The sequence below is a fragment of the Klebsiella sp. KP20-425-1 genome, from assembly GCF_025813515.1.
Classification (GTDB): domain Bacteria; phylum Pseudomonadota; class Gammaproteobacteria; order Enterobacterales; family Enterobacteriaceae; genus Klebsiella; species Klebsiella pneumoniae.
The window spans coordinates 2,024,456-2,045,879 of the sequence record NZ_CP109614.1; the positions used below are offsets into that span (position 1 = coordinate 2,024,456).

A 21,424-nucleotide genomic window follows, 5' to 3' on the forward strand; every position below is an offset into this window, starting at 1 on the left:
AGACATCATGATGACAACACACCACGACCGTCACTATAAAGCCGGTGGCGACCCGCGCACGCTGGCTGATTTTATGGCCCTGCGTGCGGAAATGAACAAGCTCAGCCACCCGGCGCGGCCGGATATTAACTGGCCGTATGCCGAGCAGCTTGCCCGCGGGCTGTTGGAGCATCACGGCGCGGACCTGCAGACTGTCGCCTGGTATACCCTGGCCCGCGCCCGGCTGGGCGGGGTGGCAGGGATCAATGAGGGGCTGACGCTGATGGAGTCGCTGCTGGTTCGTCAGGGGAAAAACCTGTGGCCACAGGCGCTCCCGGCCCGGACAGAGATCTTCCGCACCCTGAGCAAGCGGCTGCGGCAGGTGATCCGTACCCTGAATCTTACCCCAGAGGATGTTGAGTCGCTTGAGCAGGCTGAACGTTCGCTGCAAAGCTTCGACGCAGTGCTCCAGCGCCTTGAGATCGCCCCTGAAAACCAGCTGAGCGACCTGCGGGCGCTACTGCACAGCACGGCAACTCGCTTCGAGAGCCTCGACCCTGCGCCAGCGCTTCCCACCGCGCCGCCGGTGGCGGTGTCTGACGCGGAACTTCCCGGCACTCTGGTCAGCGAAGAGGATGCGGCGAAGGTTGAGCCAGTGCCAGACCTAAAACGTAGACCAAAAGCTGAGCCGCTGGCGCCGCCTTCACCTGCAAAGCGGCCCGCGCCGGTGGCGGCGTCTACTCCGGCAGCCGCGCCGCGCTGGAAGCCGTTTATCGCCGGGATGGTTACCATGCTGGCGGTAACGGGTATCGCCGTCGGCGGATGGCTGGCGCTGCGTCAGTCCGACTTGCCGCCCATTTCGGTCACCCAAAATGCCGGACCGATACCGGGCCTGCCGGCGACAACGCCCCCGGGGACGGTTGATCTGCCACAGACGCAGCGCCAGCTTGGCGAGCTTGCCCGCCTGGCGCCGGACTGGGCGGTCAGCTACGGCGACCAGCTGGTCCACCAGGCCCTGATCCGCTGGCCGGATCAGGCGCAACCGCTGGCGCAGCAGTGGCGGCAGCAGCTGAGTGCTGGCGCATTGCCCGCGGAAAACCTTACCGGCTGGTCGGAGGGCATGCAGCAACTGCAGCGGCTCGCCGACCAGCTCAATGCCCTCGACGAGCAGAAGGGGAAGTACCTGACGGTGAGCGAACTGAAAACCGCAGTATTTGCCATCACGCAGTCGTTTAACCGCGCTGTTCCGCTGGAGGAGCAGCTGCGCCAGCTGGCCGCGCTTCCCGTTGATCAACCCTGGCCAGCCGCGCGGGGAAGCCTCGCGGAGCTGCATCTGCAACAGCTGATAGTGGAGTATGCCCTGCTGAAGCGAAAACAGCCGGCGTCGCCGACCGCTGCGCTCCCCGCAACCGGTGAGCCCTCGGTGAGTGAGGCGGTGAAATAAAGTGTGCGCATGGCAACATTTTCTTTACATCAATATTGCAAGAACCGAACGCCCTTCGTAGTCTGAAAATGATTTAAATATACCGTTTGTAGTTGTATTGAAAATTTTATTTCGATCTCTGAGGGCATACTATGAAGCACTGTAAAATCATCCTGTTAGTAGGCCTTCTGGCCAGTTCCGCTTCGGCATTAGCAGAGAAGATCGGCGTCTCAATGGCCTACTTCGATCAAAACTTTCTCACTATTATCCGCCAGTCCATTGAGAAAGAAGCTCAAGCCCGCCACGTCGACGTACAGTTTGAAGACGCCCGCGGCGACACCGGACGCCAGGCCGATCAGGTGCAGAGCTTCATTGCCTCCGGCGTGGACGCGATCATCGTCGACCCGGTGGACTCCGCCAGCACCCCGCAGCTGACGAAGATGGCGCAGCAGGCCAAAATGCCGCTGGTGTATGTGAACCGGACGCCGGGGGATAAAACGTTACCGCCCGGCGTGGTGTTTGTCGGTTCGGACGAGCGGGAGTCTGGCACATTGCAGATGGAGGCGCTGGCGAAGCTGGCGAACTACAAAGGCAACGTCGCCATCATGATCGGCAATCTCACCGACGCCGGCGCGCTGCAGCGCACCAAAGATGTGGAGCAGGTGGTGGCCAAGTATCCGGCAATGAAAGTGGTGCAGAAACAGCCGGCCAACTATTCCCGTAGCGAGGGCATGGATCTGATGCAGAACTGGACGGGCAACGGAGAAGCGATTGATATTGTGGCGGCGAACAACGATGAGATGGCGATTGGCGCGGCGATGGCGCTGGAGAAAAGCCAGAAGAAGCTGCTGATCGGCGGGATCGACGCCACCCCGGACGGGCTGAAAGCCCTGGCCAGCGATAAGATTCAGGTGACGGTTTTCCAGGACGCCGTCGGTCAGGGCAAAACGGCCTTAGCGGTAGCGCTGAAGCTGATTAAAGGAGAAAAGGTCGAGTCTCATGTCTGGATCCCGTTTGAGTTAGTGACCAAAGAAAACATGCAGACCTATGTGGAAAAGAGTCATTAACGGCAAGGCGCAGGTGCGCGAACCTGGCTGATAAAACCGGGCTGATAATGCGACGCCCGGGCAACTAAATCGGAGGAAAAGGCATGGCAACGGCAAGAAGCGGCTATACGCTGCAGATGATAAAGGCAGGGCAGCAGGGACATGTTGAAATGAGGTGGGGGCATCTCGCAGACGTTGATACGCGCGCGGCGGCGGCGGCTATCATGCAGCATATCGGGCGTTCTTCGTCCTCGCGGGGCCAGCAGGAGATCAGCCTGTCGCTGACCAATGCCGCCAGCGGCATCTCGGTGGAGCTTCATCACCCGGCCTCTGGGGAAAGCGCCACCCCGGCTTTTATTGAGGCTGAGTTAAAGAAAATTGTGCAGATCGTTGATGGCTACGAGGCGGCAGAAGATACCCATATTGTGGAGTAGCGTGTCGCCTGGGTAAAAAAAAATCCACGCCGCTGCGTGGATTTTTTTTGCGCGGTGGCGGCGAAAACGCCAGCCAGCGGGATTAGACGTTGAACAGGAAGTTCATCACATCGCCATCTTTCACGATGTAGTCTTTGCCTTCTGCACGCATTTTACCGGCTTCTTTTGCACCCTGTTCGCCTTTGTAGGTAATAAAGTCTTCATAGGCGATGGTCTGCGCGCGGATAAAACCTTTTTCGAAGTCGGTGTGGATCTTACCGGCTGCCTGCGGCGCGGTTGCCCCGACCGGGATGGTCCATGCGCGAACTTCTTTCACGCCCGCGGTGAAGTAGGTCTGCAGGTTTAGCAGAGCGTAACCGGCGCGGATCACGCGGTTCAGGCCCGGCTCTTCGAGGCCCAGCTCAGCCATGAACTCGTCACGCTCTTCATCGTCCAGCTCGGCGATGTCCGCTTCAACGGCGGCGCACACCGGCACCACCACAGACCCTTCCTGCTCGGCGATGGCGCGAACCTGATCGAGGTACGGGTTGTTCTCGAAACCGTCTTCATTGACGTTCGCGATGTACATGGTCGGCTTCAGGGTCAGGAAGCTCAGATAGCGGATGGCCTCTTTCTCTTCTTTGGTCAGATCCAGCGCGCGCAGCATACCGGCGTTTTCCAGCTGCGGCAGGCATTTTTCCAGCGCGGCCAGCTCAACCTTCGCGTCTTTATCGCCGCCTTTGGCTTTTTTGGAGACGCGGTGAATCGCGCGTTCGCAGGTATCAAGGTCAGACAGCGCCAGTTCGGTGTTGATAACGTCGATATCTTCCGCCGGGTTCACTTTCCCCGCGACGTGAATAATATTATCGTTTTCAAAACAGCGAACCACATGGCCGATGGCTTCGGTTTCACGGATGTTGGTCAGAAACTGGTTGCCAAGACCTTCACCTTTGGACGCGCCTTTCACCAGGCCCGCGATATCCACGAACTCCATGGTGGTCGGCAGGATGCGCTGCGGTTTGACGATTTCAGCCAGCTTGTCCAGACGCGGATCGGGCATCGGTACGACACCGGTGTTCGGCTCAATGGTACAGAAGGGGAAGTTGGCCGCTTCAATACCCGCTTTGGTGAGCGCATTGAACAGGGTGGATTTGCCGACGTTGGGCAAACCGACGATACCGCATTTGAATCCCATGATTTAAATCACCTTAATCTTTGGATAATCAATCTGTTACAAGGAACAGATTGCAGAAAATTGAATAGCTTTGCCTATTATACACGGTGCGCGGCAAAAATGCCGCACGACAACGGCTTATTGCGCCTTAAAGGCGTGCAAACGGTTGGTCGCTTTGGTCAGCCCGTCCTTTAACCAGATTTCGGTACAGCGCGCCGCTTCGTCGACAGCGTCATCGATCAGTTTCTGCTCGCTGGCCGGTGGTTTGCCAAGCACAAAGCCGACAACCTTGTTTTTGTCGCCCGGATGGCCGATTCCGACGCGTAAACGGTGAAAGTTCGGGTTATTGCCGAGCTTACTGATGATATCCTTCAGGCCATTGTGGCCGCCATGGCCACCGCCAAGCTTAAATTTCGCCACGCCCGGCGGTAAATCCAGCTCGTCATGGGCGACCAGAATTTCATCAGGGTTGATGCGATAAAAGGTCGCCATCGCGGCCACGGCTTTACCGCTGAGGTTCATAAAGGTAGTGGGGACCAGCAGGCGGACGTCCTCGCCCGCCAGGTTGATGCGCGAGGTGTAGCCGAAGAATTTGCTCTCTTCGCGCAGCGGCGCACGATGGCGATCCGCCAGTAAATCCACATACCAGGCGCCAGCGTTGTGCCGGGTAGCGGCATATTCCGCACCGGGGTTGGCCAGGCCGACAATCAGTTTAATGGTCACGTTTTCTATCCTGCATGGGGCATTCTCTGCCGCGTAGTGTACTGTCTGCGGGCGCGCTTGACAAAATTCTGGCTATTAGACAATACCCGCATTGATGATTTACTCACTAAATCATTAGAATTTGATATGGTTCATAGACTTATTTGTAAATTTTTGTCTATTCGCTGTTCACTAATGTGATCGTGGACGCACTCCGCAGAAGAGACCTTGTCTATACTACACCTATAAGATTTGGGGACATTCCCTGGCAACCCAAAGTCCGGAGGTGACACATGAAACGCAAAAACGCTTCGTTACTCGGTAACGTACTCATGGGGTTAGGGTTGGTGGTGATGGTTGTGGGGGTAGGTTACTCCATTCTGAACCAGCTTCCGCAGCTTAACCTGCCACAATTCTTTGCGCATGGCGCAATCCTAAGCATCTTCGTTGGCGCAGTGCTCTGGCTGGCCGGTGCCCGTATTGGCGGCCACGAGCAGGTCAGCGACCGCTACTGGTGGGTGCGCCACTACGATAAACGCTGCCGTCGTAACCAGCATCGTCACAGCTAACCGTAGCATGATTTCCCGCATCGGCCGCTGAAGGCCGATGCGCTTTTCTGTGTCTCACTTTATCTCTTCCTCTTTTTCCCGCCATATTACGCCCCCATTCCGTCCTGGCCTTCGTGCTGCTATGGTTGCCAGCAAAAATGAATAGCAAGCGCGGTTTTTGCTTGACCCTGACGTTACGTCAGGCTGCAGAGTAGCGGACCTGGCCACAGAGAGGAGCAGTCATGTTAATTCAGGTGGGAGAGCTGGCGAAGCGTGCCGGACTGACGGTACGTACGCTGCATCATTATGAACAGACGGGGCTGTTAACGCCTTCGGCCAGAAGCGAGGCGGGCTATCGGCTCTATAACCTGTCCGCGGTTCAGCGCCTGCATATGATAAAGGCGCTGGCGCAGGCCGGGCTAACGCTCGCCACAATCAAGGACTATCTCGATCGGCAAACGCTGTCGCTGCCCGAGCTGCTGACGCAGCAGATAGATATGCTCAACGCCCAGCTACGCGATGTTGGCAGGCTGCGCGACCGACTATTGGTGCTGCGCGAGGCGCTGGCGAGCGGCAATGAACCCGATCTGGAGTCCTGGCTACAGACGCTGGAGTTAATGAAAATGTACGATCGTTGGTTTAGTCAACAGGAGTTAGCCGCGCTGCCGTTTGCGGCACAGGATGAACAGCGGGCGCAGGCGTGGCGCGAGCTAACGGAGGAGGTGCAGACGCTGATGGCGAGCGGCTGCCCGACGGACAGTCCGCAGGCGATGCGTCTGGCGACGCGCTGGATGGAGCGCCTGGAGCAGGATACGGCCGGGCGTCCGGAGTTTCTGACCCGCCTGAACGAGATGCATGCCGCCGAGCCGCAGATGGTTGAACAGACCGGCGTCACGCCGGCAATCATCGCCTATATCACCGAGGCCTTTGCCGAAAGCAAACTGGCGATCTGGGCGCGGTACCTTGACGAAGAAGAGATGGCGTTCACCCGCCAGCACTATTTTGACCGGCTACAGGAGTGGCCTGCGCTGGTGGCGAAGCTGCATCAGGCGTGCCGGGAGGGCGTAGCGCCGGACTCGGCGTCGGGTCAGGCGCTGGCCCGGGCGTGGCTTGAACTGTTTCAGTCCTACGCCGGTACCCGGCCGCAGACGTTGCAGAAGTTTCGTCGGGCAATGGAGCAGGAGCCGCATTTGATGAAGGGCACCTGGATGACGCCGGCGGTGCTGAGCTGGCTGCAGCAGGCGACCGGATCCTTGATGCGGCAGGCGCAGGGACCTGCCGCCGGGTGATCACAGGTCAGCCAGCGCGGCCTGACGATCGGGGTAGAAGCTCAGGCGTCCGGGCAGCGGCTTGACGCCGGCGCGCGCTAGCGTGCGTAGCGGCTGAAACTCGAGGTTAGATACGCGCAATTCACAGCCTTCCGGCAGCTTGTTCACAAAGCGCTGGAAGGCATCCAGGCCACCGGCGTCGAGAACCGGCACCGCGTCCCATTTCAGCACCACGATGCGCTTGCCGGCGATCCGGGTCTCCAGATCGTTGAACAAGCCTTCGGCGGCGGCAAAGAACAGCGGCCCAATTACCCGCAGCACCAGCACATCGTCTGGCACCTCGACGTTGACCGGCGCCAGATGAGTCATGCGTGCGATACGGCGCATAAACAACAGCGAAGCCAGCACGATCCCGACGCTGATAGCGATCACCATGTCAAACAGCACCGTTAGCGACATGCACATCAGCATCACCACGATGTCGTCCTTCGGCGCGTGGCGCAGCAGATTGATGACTTTATGCGCCTCGCTCATATTCCATGCCACCATCAGCAGCAGGGCGGCCATCGCCGACAGCGGCAGCCAGGAGAGCAGTGGGGCGAGGATCAGCAGCGCCAGGATCACCAGCAGGGCGTGGATCACGGCGGCAACCGGCGATGTGGCGCCGGCGCGGACGTTCGCCGCCGAGCGGGCAATCGCCGCGGTGGCAGTGATCCCGCCGAAGAACGGCGCGACAATGTTGCCCAGCCCCTGGCCAATCAGCTCGCTATTGGCTTTGTGCTTGGTGCCGGTCATGCCATCAAGCACCACCGCGCACAGCAGAGATTCAATGGCGCCGAGCATCGCCATTGAGAAGGCGGCAGGCAGCAGAGCCTGCAGCGAGGCCCAGCTCAGGGTAAAGTTTGAGCCCGGCATATCCCAGGGCAATACCAGCTGCGGCAGCAGCTGCGGAATGCCATTGCCCTGAGTGCCGTCCGCCAGCTGATAATGGAACTGCGAGCCGATCGTCGCGACATCGCCGCCGAGCAAGTTGACCACCAGCATGACCGCGCAGCCGCCCAGCAGCGCCGGGAGGTGGCCCGGCAGGCGGATACCCAGCCGCGGCCAGAGGATCAGAATGCCAAGAGTAACGACGCCGATGGCGGCATCGCCAACGTTAATGGTCGGTAGGGCCATCGCCAGCGCCGCCACTTTCTGCAGATAATGCTCCGGCACATGGGGCATCTGCAGGCCGAGGAAATCTTTAATCTGCATGGTGCCGATGGTGATACCGATCCCCGAGGTGAAGCCGAGGGTGACTGACAGCGGGATATATTCGATCAGGCGGCCAAAGCGCGCCAGGCCGAAGAGGATTAAAAAGATCCCCGACATCAGCGTCGCCACCAGCAGTCCCGCCAGACCAAACTGCTGGGAAACCGGGTAGAGGATCACCACAAAGGCGGCGGTCGGACCGGAAACGCTAAAGCGTGACCCGCCGGTCAAGGCGATCACAATCCCTGCCACCGCTGAGGTATAGAGGCCGTACTGCGGCGGCACGCCGCTGCCAATCGCCAGCGCCATCGCCAGCGGAATCGCAATGATCCCGACGGTGATCCCGGCGATCAGGTCACGCGTGAAGCGGGCGGTGGTGTACTTTTCTTTCCAACAAGCGTCGATGAGGGCGCGGAAAGGCATCACATGTGAGGAAAATAATCTGTTCACAATAATGTTTCATCCATGAGCGCATCATCTGTCAACTAAATGGCAGGTGAAGGAGGCATTGATCATACAAATAAGGTGCGGAGACAAAAAAACCCGCCGCAGCGGGTTTTTGTGCTGGGCTCGATTAATGTTCGAACATAGCAGAGATAGATTCTTCATTGCTGATACGGCGAATAGCTTCAGCCAGCATACCGGAGAGCGTCAGAGTACGCACTTTATCCAGCGCTTTAATTTCTGGTGCCAGCGGAATGGTATCGCAGACGACAAATTCATCAATGACAGAGTTTTTGATGTTCTGGATAGCGTTGCCGGAGAAGATTGGGTGCGTCGCGTAAGCGAATACGCGTTTCGCGCCACGCTCTTTCAGCGCTTCTGCCGCTTTACACAGGGTGCCGCCGGTGTCGATCATATCGTCGACCATCACGCAGTCACGACCGGCAACGTCGCCGATGATGTGCATCACCTGGGAGACGTTGGCGCGCGGACGGCGCTTGTCGATGATAGCCATATCGGTATCATTCAGCAGTTTAGCGATAGCGCGGGCACGCACGACGCCGCCGATGTCCGGAGAAACCACAATCGGGTTGTCCAGGTTCAGCTGCAGCATATCTTCCAGCAGGATTGGGCTGCCGAACACGTTATCGACTGGCACATCGAAGAAGCCCTGGATCTGTTCTGCGTGCAGGTCAACGGTCAGCACGCGGTCAACGCCGACGCTGGACAGAAAATCCGCCACCACTTTCGCGGTGATTGGCACACGAGCAGAACGAACACGACGGTCCTGACGAGCATAACCGAAGTAAGGGATAACGGCGGTGATACGACCTGCCGAAGCACGACGCAGAGCATCAACCATAACAACCAGTTCCATCAGGTTGTCATTGGTGGGAGCACAAGTGGACTGGATGATGAAAATATCACCACCGCGTACGTTTTCATTGATTTGTACGCTGACTTCGCCGTCGCTAAAACGACCTACAGCGGCGTCGCCAAGAGAAGTGTACAGGCGGTTGGCAATACGTTGTGCTAGTTCCGGGGTGGCGTTACCAGCAAAAAGCTTCATATCAGGCACGAGAAGAACCTCAGGCATGCGTCCAGTGGTGGATGAATGGGCCAATAATGTGCGGGATGGCGCCATTCGATCCAGTCGGTGTATTTAAAGAGCACGATGCAACGTCTGGAACAGGGTGACGTTGTCACCGTAACTCAATTTCCCCGGCTGACTCATTATCAATGTGCCATCACGGCGCAGGATTCAGAGCAGGGCCTGCTTGAGCGGCGAAAGGTTAACTCCGCGCGCCACAAAGCCATTTAGCCATGCCGGGGCAGTGTCCAGCACCTGACGGGCAGCGGATTCGGTGTTAAATTCAGCAAACACACAGGCCCCTGTGCCGGTCAGGCGTGACGGCGCATATTCTAACAGCCAGGAAAGCGCGGCATCAACCTCGCGAAAACGTTTTCTTGCGATAAGCTCGCAATCGTTGCTGAATTCACAATTTAATAACGTATTAATTGACCGGCGCGGGGTATTTCGTGGTAGCTCCGGATCGCGAAAAATGATCGGCGTCGGAATACTGACCCCCGGGTGGGCCACCAGGTACCATTTTTCCTCGGGTTCTACCGGCGTCAGTATTTCACCCACCCCCTCGGCGAAGGCGGCATGGCCGCGTACGAAAACCGGCACATCGGCCCCCAGCTGAAGGCCAAGAGTCGCCAGCTCATCTTCCGAGAGACCGCAGCCCCACAGATGGTTGAGCGCCACCAGCACGGTGGCGGCATTGGAGGAGCCACCGCCCAGGCCGCCGCCCATCGGCAGGCGCTTATCGATACTGATATCGGCGCCGCTGCCCGCCGGCAGGCGATCGCTTTCGCTGGCGGCATGCATCAGCAGACGCGCGGCGCGAACGATCAGATTCTCCTCGTCCGGCACGCCGGCCACCGGCGTCAGCAGGCGCAGTTGGCCGTCACTACGCGGTTCGATGGTCAACGTATCGCCGTAATCGAGAAACTGAAACAGCGTTTGCAGGGTATGGTAACCATCGGCCCGCTGGCCGGTGATATATAAAAACAGATTCAGTTTTGCAGGAGAGGGCCAGCGGGTCATCATTTCACGATCCAGTTATCCATCTTCAGCTTGATGCGCTGAGCGCCATTGTTCAGCTCGACATTGGACGGTAGGGCTGGCTGGGTATCGCTGGTGTAGCCGCCGTAGGTCACGTGCCAGGTTTTGCCGTTTTGCGTATAGTTCAGTTCACGCAGACGGTACCGATCGTCCAGCGAATAGTCGGTGGCGTCGCCCGGCAGGCCGATGATCCACTGGCGCAGGCTGTTCAACGGGATCGGCATCCCGGTCAGACGGCCAATCATCTCTTCGGCATCAGTGGCGGTATAGGTCTGGCCTTTGTTATCGATCAGCTGCACGCTGCCCGGCTGCGCGGTCAGCGACAGCTCGGTGCTGCCCAGCGGGTTGGTCAGCAGCAGGCGATAGCGGTCCTGGCCGGTTTGCTGCCAGAAGAAGCGGGCATAGACTTTTTGCTCATCGGAAAGATAGGCAAACGCCCCGCGGGTCTGGAACTGATTGAGGCTGCGGACAGCCTGCTGGTGCTGACGCCACTGCGGCGAATCCGGGCTTTTGCCAGGCCCTTGCGGCGTATGAAGAGAACAGGCGGTGAGGACGAGGCTGGCCAGCGGCAGCAGGCGGAACAGTCGATTCATAATGATGACAAATCCTTGATGTCTACAGGGAAAAACGGCGACAGGGAACAGCGGGCCGATTTGTGTAGCAGGTTACATTTATAACCCTTAATGCTAGCGTCGCCGGGCCATAGCGTCTACGTTCAAGTTGTCTGAAATCAAAAAATTAACCTTAATGGCGGTCTTGCTTTAACTATTACTCCAAAAGGGGAGCCTCTCTTTTATTGATTACGCGCATCCTGTATGATGCACTCAGACTAACCTTAGCAACGCTGGTACTACTCCCTCACAATGACCCTTTTAGCTCTTGGCATCAATCACAAAACAGCTCCGGTCGCCCTGCGAGAACGCGTCACGTTTTCGCCGGAAACGCTCGATAAGGCGCTGGAGAGCTTGCTGGCTCAGCCGATGGTGCAGGGGGGGGTGGTGCTGTCGACCTGCAACCGCACGGAACTCTATCTCAGCGTCGAAGAGCAGGATAACCTGCAGGAAGCGCTGATCCGCTGGCTGTGCAACTACCACGGCCTCAACGAAGAAGACCTGCGAAAAAGCCTTTACTGGCATCAGGATAATGACGCCGTCAGCCATCTGATGCGCGTCGCCAGCGGCCTCGATTCGCTGGTGCTGGGCGAGCCGCAGATCCTCGGCCAGGTGAAAAAAGCCTTCGCCGACTCCAGCCGCGGCCATCTTAACGTCAGCGAGCTGGAGCGGATGTTCCAGAAATCGTTTTCAGTGGCTAAGCGCGTGCGTACCGAAACCGATATCGGCGCCAGCGCGGTCTCTGTGGCTTTCGCCGCCTGTACCCTGGCGCGGCAAATCTTTGAATCGCTCTCCAGCGTCACCGTGTTACTGGTCGGCGCCGGTGAAACCATTGAGCTGGTAGCGCGCCATCTTCGCGAACATCACGTGCGCAAAATGGTGATCGCCAACCGCACCCGTGAACGCGCCCAGGCGCTGGCGGAGGAAGTGGGCGCCGAGGTGATAGCCCTCAGCGATATCGACGAACGGCTGAAAGAGGCCGACATCATTATCAGCTCCACCGCCAGCCCGCTGCCGATCATCGGCAAAGGCATGGTGGAGCGTGCGCTTAAGGCGCGGCGTAACCAGCCGATGCTGCTGGTGGATATCGCCGTCCCGCGCGACGTTGAACCAGAGGTCGGCAAACTGGCTAACGCCTACCTCTACAGCGTCGACGATTTGCAAAACATCATTCAGCATAACCTGGCGCAGCGTAAGGCTGCCGCGGTGCAGGCGGAATCGATCGTCGAGCAGGAAACCAGCGAATTTATGGCCTGGCTGCGCGCGCAGAGCGCCAGCGAGACCATTCGCGAATACCGTTCTCAGTCTGAGCAGGTCCGTGAGGAGCTGACGGCGAAAGCGCTGGCCGCGCTGGAGCAGGGCGGTGATGCCCAGGAAATTATGCAGGATCTGGCGCGCAAGCTCACTAACCGCCTGATCCACGCGCCAACCAAATCTCTTCAGCAGGCCGCCCGTGACGGGGACGACGAACGTCTGCATATTCTGCGCAACAGCCTCGGGCTGGAATAGCGCACCTTTCTCTTATTTTCAGGACAGGGTGAATTCACGCCTATGAAGTCTTCTATTGTTGCCAAACTGGAAGCGTTGTACGAGCGCCATGAAGAAGTGCAGGCGCTGCTCGGCGATGCCGCGACGATTGCCGATCAGGATAAATTCCGCGCGCTGTCGCGGGAGTATGCTCAACTGAGCGATGTGGCGCGCTGCTATACCGACTGGCGTCAGGTGCAGGAGGATATTGAAACCGCGCAGATGATGCTCGACGATCCGGAAATGCGCGAAATGGCGCAGGAAGAGCTGCGTGACGCCAAAGAAAAAGGCGACCAGCTGGAGCAACAGCTGCAGGTTCTCCTCCTGCCGAAAGATCCTGATGACGAGCGTAACGCCTTCGTGGAAGTGCGCGCCGGGACCGGCGGCGACGAAGCAGCGCTGTTTGCCGGCGATCTGTTCCGCATGTACACCCGTTACGCAGAATCGCGCCGCTGGCAGGTAGAGATCCTCAGCGCCAACGAAGGTGAGCACGGCGGCTTTAAAGAGGTGATCGCCAAGATCAGCGGCGACGGCGTTTACGGTCGGCTGAAATTTGAATCCGGCGGCCATCGCGTGCAGCGTGTGCCGGCCACCGAATCGCAGGGGCGGATCCACACCTCCGCCTGTACGGTGGCGGTGATGCCGGAGCTGCCGGAAGCCGAAATGCCGGACATTAACCCGGCGGATCTGCGCATCGATACCTTCCGTTCCTCCGGGGCAGGCGGTCAGCACGTTAACACCACCGACTCGGCTATCCGCATTACCCACCTACCCACCGGCATCGTGGTGGAGTGCCAGGACGAGCGTTCTCAGCATAAAAACAAAGCCAAGGCGCTGTCGGTGCTGGGCGCGCGCATCCGCGCCGCCGAAGTGGCCAAACGTCAGCAGGCGGAAGCCTCCACGCGCCGCAACCTGCTGGGCAGCGGCGACCGCAGCGACCGCAATCGCACCTATAACTTCCCGCAGGGCCGCGTGACCGACCACCGCATCAACCTGACGCTCTACCGTCTGGATGAGGCGATGGAGGGCAAACTCGACATGCTGATTGAGCCGATTGTCCAGGAACATCAGGCCGATCAGCTGGCGGCGCTGTCCGAGCAGGAATGATGACCTTTCAGGCCTGGCTGCAGCAGGCGATCGCCCGCCTGGCGGAGAGCGACAGCCCGAGACGCGACGCCGAGATCTTGCTGGGACACGTTACCGGCCGGGCGCGAACCTGGATTTTGGCCTTCGGTGAAACGACGCTCTCTGCTGACGAGGCGGCGAGGCTGGAGGCGCTCCTGGTGCGACGCCAGCGCGGGGAACCTATTGCTCATCTGGTCGGGCAGCGCGAGTTTTGGTCGCTGCCGCTGTTCGTCTCCCCGGCGACGCTGATCCCCCGCCCGGATACCGAATGTCTGGTAGAGCAGGCGCTGGCGCGTCTGCCAACCGCGCCGTGCCGTATTCTCGACCTCGGCACCGGGACCGGCGCCATTGCCCTGGCGCTGGCCAGCGAACGTCCGGACTGTGAGGTCACCGCGGTGGACGTGATGCCGGACGCCGTGGCGCTGGCGTTGCGCAATGCCGAACATCTGGGCATCGCTAACGTGACGATAAGTCAAAGCGACTGGTTTAGCGCGCTGGCCGGGCAGCGCTTCGCCACGATCGTCAGCAATCCCCCCTATATCGACGCCGCCGACCCGCATCTCGCCGAAGGCGATGTGCGCTTTGAGCCGTTGACGGCGCTGGTCGCAGGCGACCAGGGGCTGGCCGATCTGGCGCATATCATCCGCGAGGGACGGCAGTATCTGCAGCCCGGCGGTTGGATGCTGCTGGAGCATGGCTGGACTCAGGGCGAGGCGGTTCGCGCGCTGTTCCGCGAAGCGGGCTATCTGGACGTCGCGACCTGTCGCGACTATGGCGACAATGAGCGTCTGACCCTCGGACGTTTACCCGACATGGAGAATGTTGGCTGATGAACTTATTCACGGCTGTCCTCTACCTGCACATTGCCACAGTGGCGGTGTCGGTAGGATTGTTCGTTTTACGTTACTGGTGGATGTATCACCAGAGCCCGCTGCTGAACCAGCGGTGGGTGCGAATTGCACCGCACTGCAGCGATACGCTGCTGTTTCTCAGCGGCGCGGGGTTAATGGCGATAACGCACTACCTGCCGTTCACAGAAGACGGCGCATGGCTGACTGAAAAGCTGTTTGGCGTTATCATTTACATCGCATTAGGTTTTATCGCGTTGGGCCGTCGTCGTCCGCGCAGCCAGCAGAGCCGCTTTATCGCGTTCCTGCTGGCGCTGGTGGTGTTGTTTATCATCATTCAACTCGCCATCACAAGAATACCGATACTGGGGTAGGTCATGGGGTCATTAGCGGATTTCGAATTTAACAAAGCGCCATTGTGTGATGGCATGGTCCTCATTTCTGAACAGGTCCGCGACGATTTTCCGTCGCGTTTTGTCGAGGAAGAGCTGCAGCGATTGCTGCGCCTCGCGCAGGAGGAGATTGCGCCGTCGTGGGACCAGGAGCGCCAGATAGAACGATTGCTGGAGCTGTTTTACGACGAGTGGGGCTTTGGCGCCTCGCAGGGCGTGTATCGTCTTTCCGACGCGCTATGGCTGGATAAAGTGCTGGTTAACCGCCAGGGGAGCGCGGTGTCGTTAGGCGCGATCCTGCTGTGGATCGCCCAGCGCCTGGCGCTGCCGGTGGTGCCGGTGATCTTCCCGACCCAGATGCTGCTGCGTGCGGACCCGGAAACCAGCGAAGAGATGTGGCTGATTAATCCGTTTAACGGCGAGACCCTCGACGAGCATACCCTGGAGGTATGGCTGAAGGGCAACATCGGGCCGGTGGCGGAACTGTTTAATGAAGATCTCGACGAAGCGGATAACGCCGAGGTGATCCGCAAGCTGCTGGACACCCTGAAGTCGGCGCTGATGGAAGAGCGGCAGATGGAGCTGGCCCTGCGCGCCAGCGAAGCGCTGCTGCAGTTTAATCCGGAAGATCCGTATGAGATCCGCGACCGCGGGCTGATATACGCCCAGCTGGACTGCGATCACGTGGCGCTGTTGGATCTGAGCTATTTCGTTGAGCAGTGCCCGGAGGATCCGATCAGCGAGATGATCCGCGCGCAGATCAACACGATTTCGCATAAACAAATTACATTGCATTAGTCTGGAACCATTCCGGTTACACCCTGATAAGGCGAACTTATGAAACAAAAAGTGGTTAGCATTGGTGATATCAACGTAGCGAACGACCTGCCGTTCGTGCTGTTCGGCGGGATGAACGTGCTGGAGTCGCGCGACCTGGCGATGCGTATCTGCGAACATTATGTCACCGTTACGCAGAAGCTTGGTATTCCCTACGTATTCAAAGCCTCCTTTGATAAAGCCAACCGTTCCTCCATCCACTCCTATCGTGGGCCGGGTCTGGAAGAAGGGATGAAGATTTTCCAGGAGCTGAAGCAGACCTTTGGCGTGAAAATCATCACCGACGTTCATGAAGCCAGCCAGGCGCAGCCGGTAGCTGACGTGGTGGACGTGATCCAGCTTCCGGCTTTCCTCGCGCGCCAGACTGACCTGGTGGAAGCGATGGCGAAGACCGGGGCGGTGATCAACGTCAAGAAGCCGCAGTTCGTCAGCCCGGGTCAGATGGGCAACATCGTCGATAAGTTTATCGAAGGGGGTAACGACAAAGTAATCCTCTGCGACCGCGGCGCGAACTTCGGTTACGACAACCTGGTCGTGGATATGCTTGGCTTCGGCGTGATGAAGAAAGCCTCCAACAACTCGCCGGTCATTTTCGACGTCACCCACGCGCTGCAGTGCCGCGACCCGTTTGGCGCAGCCTCCGGCGGTCGTCGTGCGCAGGTGAGCGAGCTGGCCCGCGCCGGTATGGCGGTAGGTATCGCCGGTCTGTTTATTGAAGCGCATCCGGATCCGGACCACGCGAAATGCGACGGCCCGTCCGCGCTGCCGCTGGATAAACTGGAGCCGTTCCTCAAACAGATGAAAGCGATTGACGATCTGGTGAAAAGCTTCGACGAGCTGGATACCAGCAAGTAAGCCTGACTGCATCAGTAAAAAAGCCTGCCGGCGTCAAAACCGGCAGGCTTTTTTTCGCCCGGACTCCGCCGGGTGGGAAAACGGGGTCAGGCGAAAATGGTCATCAGATAGGCGGCGAACAGCGCCATGTGGGCCGCGCCGTTCAGCACATTGGTGCGTCCGGTGGAGAAGGAGATATGGCACAGCACCAGCGAGGCGACCATCACCACCATCTCCGGGGCGCCAAGGCCAAAGCGCAGCTCATTGCCGGTCAGGAAGGCGATGAGGGTGACCACCGGGACCGTCAGCGAGATGGTGGCCAGCACTGAGCCGAAAAACAGATTCATCGCCCGCTGAACCTGATTGTTGAGCACCGCTTTCAGGGCGCCAAGGCCTTCCGGCGACAGGATCAGCAGAGCCACCAGGAAGCCTGTAAATGCCACCGGGGCATTCATGTTGGTCAACAGCGTTTCCAGCGGGTTAGCGTTCATTTTGGTAACCGCGATCACTGCCACCAGGTGCACCAGCAGCCAGGCGGTATGCCACCCGCTGCTGTGGGCGGACGGTTTACCGTGGTGCGGGTCGTCATCGTCGCTGTCGTCTTCATGCTCATAAACAAACAGGCTCTGATGGGTTTTGGTCTGAATAAGCAGGAAAACGCCGTACATGGCCGCCGAAATTACCGCCACCAGCAGCGATTGCCCGGTGCTGAAGTTCGCGCCCGGCAGCGCCATCGGAAAGACCAGCACGATAATCGCTAGCGGAAACAGGGCGATAAGATACTGCTTAATGCCGAACAGATTCATATATTGGGTGGCGAATTTACGCCCGCCCAGCAGCAGAGAGAAACCGACCAGACCGCCGGTGACGATCATAATAATGGAGTAGAGGGTATCCCGCATCAAGGTCGGCGCGGCGTCGCCGGTGGCCATTAAGGCAGAGATCAAACTGACCTCAAGGATAACCACCGACAGGCTTAAAATCAGGGAGCCATAGGGTTCGCCCAGGCGGTGGGCGAGGACGTCGGCGTGGCGGACCACGCTGAAGGCGCTGCTCAAAATGCCGACCAGTGCGAGGATATTGATCGCGATAACCACTGGCAGTGACTGGCTGCTGCCCCAGAAAAACAGCACCGCCAGCGCCAGCACCGGAAAGACGAGGGAAGACTCCTTATGGCGGGTTTTTACCGCCTCATGTGCATGGGTCATGAACCATCTCCATTTATGCAGGTGTTATAATTATAAAAACGTAGGGCGGTAAAGTAACAGATCTTGCTAAATTACCGCTGGTTTTTTACTTAAATTTACGGGTATCGAGGGATATCTTGATTAGTTTATTATAATTTATGTTTACTTATATTTAGTTCTTATTATTCAGATAATTACTAAAATAATTTTTCTACTCATTTTGACCTTGATAGCCAGCCGACTGCGTACCAGACTTAAACTTAATGCTCAAACAGGAGGTCAGTATGCCCTATCGCAGTAAACAAGAACTCCCCGACAGCGTTCAGCATGTACTGCCTGCCCATGCGCAGGAAATTTATAAAGAAGCGTTTAACAGCGCCTGGGATCAATATAAAGATAAAGACGAGCGGCGCGATGACGCCAGCCGCGAAGAGACGGCGCACAAAGTCGCCTGGGCGGCGGTGAAGAACAGCTATGAGAAAGGCGATGATGATAAGTGGCATAAGAAAAAATAATCGCTGACGCCGCTTTTTCGCTTGCCAGCGCCCCGCTGATTGCTTATTGAAAGATAAAGCTGGATAATATTTCAGCAATATTGACGGATGCATGAGACGAACGCCGGGAAGCGGGCAGTGGCGGAGGTAGTAAACAGTGTTAACTCGTGATTTCTTAATGAATGCGGATTGTAAGACAGCGTTTGGCGCTATTGAGGAATCGCTACTCTGGTCGGCAGAACAACGTGCAGCCTCGCTGGCGGCGACGCTGGCCTGCCGCCCGGATGATGGCTCAGTATGGATCTTTGGCTACGGTTCGCTTATCTGGAACCCGGCGCTCAATTATCGCGAGTCCTGCACCGGCACGCTGCCGGGCTGGCACCGCGCGTTTTGCCTGCGGTTGACCGCCGGGCGCGGTAGTGCCTGCCAGCCGGGACGCATGCTGGCTCTCAAAGAGGGCGGCCGAACCACCGGCGTCGCCTATCGTCTGCCTGACGACACGCTGGAGGAGGAGCTGACCCTGCTGTGGAAGCGGGAGATGATCACCGGCTGCTATCTGCCCACCTGGTGCAAGCTGGAGCTGGACGACGGACGGACGGTGAATGCCCTGGTGTTTATTATGGATCCGCGCCATCCACTGTTTGAACCGGATACCAGTGCCCAGGTTATCGCCCCGCTGATCGCCCGGGCCAGCGGGCCGCTCGGCACCAACGCCCAGTATCTGTTTTCGCTTGAGCAGGCGCTGCGCAAGCTGGGCATGCACGATGCCAGTCTCGATGACCTGGTGGCCAGCGTCCGCGCGCTGTTGGGCGAGAGTCCGACGCCGGGCCTGGCCTGAGCGCGCGCAAAAGAAAACGCCCGGCATGACCGGGCGTCCGATTGCTGACCAGTAAGGAAAAAGCGTGGTTTTTCCTTACTGGTGGTTATCAGCCGAAAATCAATAAATTGATTTTCCTTGTTATTTTTCTGGTGCAATCTGCAAGTACAATGATTGCATGAGGTTTGTCATGAATCTCACGCCCGGCATGACCGGGCGTGTGTTCTGGCAGTGACGGTCAGGCCGGCACGTAGCTGATGGAGTGCTCCAGCGACTGGCTGTGACTGTCGATAAGTACGTTCCAGGTGCCGCTGTAGGGCACCGTCAGATACGCGCTGTCCCGATCCTGCACGCTCAGAATATCCGCATGACTGTCGCCCGGGACCTTCGCGCTCATCAGATGAATATGGCAGCGCTCTGAGCACCGCACCACCAGCGTGTCACCACCAAATAACGTCAAACTTGCTTTAACCATCGCCATTTTATACCCCGTTTCTGTCCCGCTACAGCATCCTGCCCACCCAGTCCTCGCGTGATATTGTTCACACTTTGCTCTGTGCATCACACCAAACGGCGCGGGTCGGGATGCTGATTTTGATCAAAAAAAGGGATAAAGATTAAACAAAAATGACGTTGTTCCTGAAAGCATTCAGCTAACGTTTTTTTTACCTCTGCAGGCGGCGAAACCTGATATTTCCTGCCGTTTGGCGCCCCAGATTCAGAAGGTCAGCACTTTATCTGCCGCCAGGGTCCACTGGGCCAGCTCAACGAGAGTGCCAACCTCCACGCCGTCAACCAGCGGCAGTGCGCTGACCCCGCGGCCGTCCGCGCAGGTTTTACACAGCTTCACGGGAACCTGCTGGGCGGTGAGGATCTCCAGCATCTGCTGCACATTATACCCTTCTGCCGGCTTCTGCCCCCGCAGCCCGGCGGTGACGGCGTCGGACATCAGAAACAGCTTGAGATCGAGGTCGGACTGCTGCTCGCGCAGGGCAATGGCCAGGCGCAGGCTGTTGAACAGGGATTCGCTGCCGTAGGCGGCGCCGTTGGCGATGATCACAATACGTTGCATACAAACTCCTTCTTAAAGGCACGGTTATTGCTTTAGGCAGTATAAAGCGTTAACCCGGAGGAGGGGTATGAATAATACGACTGGTCATGCGCACGATGCGACGGCCTGGCTGCAGCTGGCGCGTCGCCTGCAAAAACAACAGCTTCAGCAGCTTAGCCAACTGGGGGAACTGGCCAGCCAGCTCAGCGCGCTGGTGCATATGCTGCAGTGTGAGCGCGGGGCGTCGAATATCTATCTTTGCTCGGGCGGCTTGCTGTATACAGCGGAGTGTCGGGCGGGAGGGGCGCTGGTTGACGAGCGGCTAGCCCTGTTTTATGCCAGCCTCGAACGGGCGCGCGCGGTAGCCGGCAGCGCGCTGTGCTGGCGTATCGCCAGAGCGCTTGACGAGCTGGCGCAGCTCCCGGCGCTACGCGCGCAGATCGGCCGCCGGCAAATTGCCGCTGAAGCCGCGACGGAGCAGTTCAGCCGCGTCATCCGCCATCTGCTGAACATCGCCCCGCAGCTCAATGACAGCATTGACGATCCGCCGGTGGCTGGTCGGATGGTCGCCCTGTACAGCTTTATGCAGGGAAAAGAGCTGGTGGGCCAGGAGCGCGCGCTGGGAGCATTGGGCTTTACCCGCGGCGAGTTCAGCGACAGCCTGCGCCAGCAGCTGGTGGACCGTATTGACGGTCAGCAGCCCTGCTTCGACAGCTTTCAGGCGCTGGGCAGCCCGGCGACCGTCCAGTTGTTCAGAACCCAGTGCCACGCCGGTCTGGATATTGAACAGCTGCGGCGGATCGCCTGTACCCGCCAGCCGGCTGCCGACGGCGGGGAAACGGCGCTGCGCTGGTTTGGCCTGCAAACCCAACGGCTTGAGCAACTGCGCGAAGTGGAAGAGCAACTGATCGACGATCTGCTGGATGCCACCGACGCGCTGTTAGCAGACGACGCGCCTGGCTGGCAGGCCGGAGAGGAAGACGATAGCGTGACGCCACGGCTCGATAAACAGCTACTGCCGCTGGTGCGCCAGCAGGCCTATGAGCTGCAGCAGCTCTCCAGCCAGCTGGCCTCGCTGAAAGACGCGCTCGAAGAGCGCAAGCTGATCGAAAAAGCGAAAAGTCTGCTGATGACGCACCAGGGAATGCAGGAGGAGCAGGCCTGGCAGACGCTGCGCAAGATGGCCATGGACAAAAATCAGCGCATGGTTGAGATAGCCCGCGCGCTGCTGATGGTGAAGGCGATTTGGCCGCTAACACCAAAGGAGTAGATGCACAATCGATGGGCATTCTTTGCCTGCCGGCGGTGCACTTTTAGGTGAAAAA

Annotated in this window: 23 protein-coding genes; 14 read left to right on the forward strand and 9 right to left on the reverse strand. The window is 58.6% G+C overall.

Annotated elements, in window-relative coordinates:
* Window positions 1-7 precede the first annotated feature (7 nt).
* The 3 genes from OHJ17_RS09890 (at window position 8) to OHJ17_RS09900 (ending at window position 2,882) form a co-directional block, all read left to right on the forward strand.
* Window positions 8-1,423, forward strand: coding sequence for a VasL domain-containing protein (locus tag OHJ17_RS09890; protein WP_039818236.1), 1,416 nt, complete (start codon window positions 8-10; stop codon window positions 1,421-1,423).
* Window positions 1,424-1,554: 131 nt separating this feature from the next.
* Window positions 1,555-2,469: a sugar ABC transporter substrate-binding protein gene (locus OHJ17_RS09895; RefSeq protein ID WP_002910453.1), complete on the forward strand. Its 915-nt coding sequence runs from the start codon at window positions 1,555-1,557 to the stop codon at window positions 2,467-2,469.
* A gap of 83 nt (window positions 2,470-2,552) precedes the next feature.
* Entirely contained in the window at window positions 2,553-2,882 is a 330-nt protein-coding gene (locus OHJ17_RS09900) for a DUF1869 domain-containing protein (protein WP_032412507.1), read from the forward strand.
* A gap of 82 nt (window positions 2,883-2,964) precedes the next feature.
* Here OHJ17_RS09900 and ychF read toward each other — a convergent pair whose 3' ends face one another.
* Complete coding sequence (gene ychF, locus OHJ17_RS09905; RefSeq protein ID WP_004148779.1) at window positions 2,965-4,056, reverse strand: redox-regulated ATPase YchF; 1,092 nt, start codon at window positions 4,054-4,056, stop codon at window positions 2,965-2,967.
* Window positions 4,057-4,173: 117 nt separating this feature from the next.
* On the reverse strand, window positions 4,174-4,758 hold the full coding sequence (pth, locus tag OHJ17_RS09910) for an aminoacyl-tRNA hydrolase (protein WP_004180389.1): 585 nt from the start codon (window positions 4,756-4,758) through the stop codon (window positions 4,174-4,176).
* A gap of 272 nt (window positions 4,759-5,030) precedes the next feature.
* Between pth and ychH the strand changes: the two genes are divergently transcribed.
* Complete coding sequence (ychH, locus tag OHJ17_RS09915; RefSeq protein WP_002910437.1) at window positions 5,031-5,306, forward strand: stress-induced protein YchH; 276 nt, start codon at window positions 5,031-5,033, stop codon at window positions 5,304-5,306.
* 221 nt (window positions 5,307-5,527) lie between these two features.
* Complete coding sequence (locus OHJ17_RS09920; RefSeq protein WP_004175547.1) at window positions 5,528-6,574, forward strand: MerR family transcriptional regulator; 1,047 nt, start codon at window positions 5,528-5,530, stop codon at window positions 6,572-6,574.
* Here the strand turns inward: OHJ17_RS09920 and dauA are convergent, their stop codons facing one another.
* From dauA to lolB, 4 genes are all read right to left on the reverse strand, one after another.
* Window positions 6,575-8,254 (reverse strand): C4-dicarboxylic acid transporter DauA, encoded by a 1,680-nt coding sequence (gene dauA, locus OHJ17_RS09925; protein WP_004200291.1) that lies wholly within the window; start codon window positions 8,252-8,254, stop codon window positions 6,575-6,577.
* Window positions 8,255-8,378: 124 nt separating this feature from the next.
* On the reverse strand, window positions 8,379-9,326 hold the full coding sequence (prs, locus tag OHJ17_RS09930; RefSeq protein WP_002910407.1) for a ribose-phosphate diphosphokinase: 948 nt from the start codon (window positions 9,324-9,326) through the stop codon (window positions 8,379-8,381).
* A 183-nt stretch (window positions 9,327-9,509) separates the two neighbouring features.
* Window positions 9,510-10,358: a 4-(cytidine 5'-diphospho)-2-C-methyl-D-erythritol kinase gene (gene ispE, locus OHJ17_RS09935; protein WP_014343188.1), complete on the reverse strand. Its 849-nt coding sequence runs from the start codon at window positions 10,356-10,358 to the stop codon at window positions 9,510-9,512.
* On the reverse strand, window positions 10,358-10,969 hold the full coding sequence (gene lolB / locus OHJ17_RS09940; protein WP_002910405.1) for a lipoprotein insertase outer membrane protein LolB: 612 nt from the start codon (window positions 10,967-10,969) through the stop codon (window positions 10,358-10,360). The genes ispE and lolB overlap by 1 nt, the downstream gene beginning before the upstream one ends.
* Before the next feature lie 270 nt (window positions 10,970-11,239).
* Between lolB and hemA the strand changes: the two genes are divergently transcribed.
* The 6 genes from hemA to kdsA are packed head-to-tail and all read left to right on the forward strand — an operon-like array spanning window position 11,240 to window position 16,571.
* The gene (hemA, locus tag OHJ17_RS09945) at window positions 11,240-12,496 is read left to right on the forward strand and encodes a glutamyl-tRNA reductase (protein WP_002910404.1); all 1,257 of its coding nucleotides are present in this window, start codon (window positions 11,240-11,242) and stop codon (window positions 12,494-12,496) included.
* A gap of 42 nt (window positions 12,497-12,538) precedes the next feature.
* A complete protein-coding gene (gene prfA, locus OHJ17_RS09950; protein WP_002910403.1) occupies window positions 12,539-13,621 on the forward strand; it encodes a peptide chain release factor 1 in 1,083 nt (360 codons plus the stop codon).
* The gene (gene prmC / locus OHJ17_RS09955; protein WP_004180387.1) at window positions 13,621-14,469 is read left to right on the forward strand and encodes a peptide chain release factor N(5)-glutamine methyltransferase; all 849 of its coding nucleotides are present in this window, start codon (window positions 13,621-13,623) and stop codon (window positions 14,467-14,469) included. The genes prfA and prmC overlap by 1 nt, the downstream gene beginning before the upstream one ends.
* Window positions 14,469-14,861 carry an invasion regulator SirB2 gene (gene sirB2, locus OHJ17_RS09960; protein ID WP_004145428.1) on the forward strand — a complete coding sequence of 131 codons (393 nt, stop codon included), beginning with the start codon at window positions 14,469-14,471 and terminating at the stop codon, window positions 14,859-14,861. Before prmC ends, sirB2 begins: the two co-directional genes overlap by 1 nt.
* A gap of 3 nt (window positions 14,862-14,864) precedes the next feature.
* Entirely contained in the window at window positions 14,865-15,677 is an 813-nt protein-coding gene (gene sirB1 / locus OHJ17_RS09965) for an invasion regulator SirB1 (protein ID WP_002910395.1), read from the forward strand.
* A gap of 39 nt (window positions 15,678-15,716) precedes the next feature.
* The gene (gene kdsA / locus OHJ17_RS09970; protein ID WP_002910393.1) at window positions 15,717-16,571 is read left to right on the forward strand and encodes a 3-deoxy-8-phosphooctulonate synthase; all 855 of its coding nucleotides are present in this window, start codon (window positions 15,717-15,719) and stop codon (window positions 16,569-16,571) included.
* Window positions 16,572-16,657: 86 nt separating this feature from the next.
* Here kdsA and chaA read toward each other — a convergent pair whose 3' ends face one another.
* The gene (chaA, locus tag OHJ17_RS09975; RefSeq protein WP_039818241.1) at window positions 16,658-17,758 is read right to left on the reverse strand and encodes a sodium-potassium/proton antiporter ChaA; all 1,101 of its coding nucleotides are present in this window, start codon (window positions 17,756-17,758) and stop codon (window positions 16,658-16,660) included.
* A 263-nt stretch (window positions 17,759-18,021) separates the two neighbouring features.
* Between chaA and chaB the strand changes: the two genes are divergently transcribed.
* Both chaB and OHJ17_RS09985 read left to right on the forward strand, forming a co-directional pair.
* The gene (gene chaB, locus OHJ17_RS09980) at window positions 18,022-18,252 is read left to right on the forward strand and encodes a putative cation transport regulator ChaB (RefSeq protein WP_002910389.1); all 231 of its coding nucleotides are present in this window, start codon (window positions 18,022-18,024) and stop codon (window positions 18,250-18,252) included.
* Window positions 18,253-18,388: 136 nt separating this feature from the next.
* Window positions 18,389-19,069 carry a gamma-glutamylcyclotransferase gene (locus OHJ17_RS09985; RefSeq protein ID WP_004152258.1) on the forward strand — a complete coding sequence of 227 codons (681 nt, stop codon included), beginning with the start codon at window positions 18,389-18,391 and terminating at the stop codon, window positions 19,067-19,069.
* A 217-nt stretch (window positions 19,070-19,286) separates the two neighbouring features.
* Here OHJ17_RS09985 and OHJ17_RS09990 read toward each other — a convergent pair whose 3' ends face one another.
* Together OHJ17_RS09990 and OHJ17_RS09995 are read right to left on the reverse strand one after the other, a co-directional pair.
* Window positions 19,287-19,529 carry a DUF1883 domain-containing protein gene (locus OHJ17_RS09990; protein WP_002910387.1) on the reverse strand — a complete coding sequence of 81 codons (243 nt, stop codon included), beginning with the start codon at window positions 19,527-19,529 and terminating at the stop codon, window positions 19,287-19,289.
* Window positions 19,530-19,766: 237 nt separating this feature from the next.
* The gene (locus tag OHJ17_RS09995; RefSeq protein WP_002910380.1) at window positions 19,767-20,120 is read right to left on the reverse strand and encodes a DsrE/DsrF/TusD sulfur relay family protein; all 354 of its coding nucleotides are present in this window, start codon (window positions 20,118-20,120) and stop codon (window positions 19,767-19,769) included.
* Window positions 20,121-20,187: 67 nt separating this feature from the next.
* On the opposite strand from OHJ17_RS09995, the gene nasR reads away from it, so the two are divergent.
* Window positions 20,188-21,369 carry a nitrate regulatory protein NasR gene (nasR, locus tag OHJ17_RS10000; RefSeq protein ID WP_004200290.1) on the forward strand — a complete coding sequence of 394 codons (1,182 nt, stop codon included), beginning with the start codon at window positions 20,188-20,190 and terminating at the stop codon, window positions 21,367-21,369.
* The last annotated feature ends 55 nt before the right edge of the window (window positions 21,370-21,424 follow it).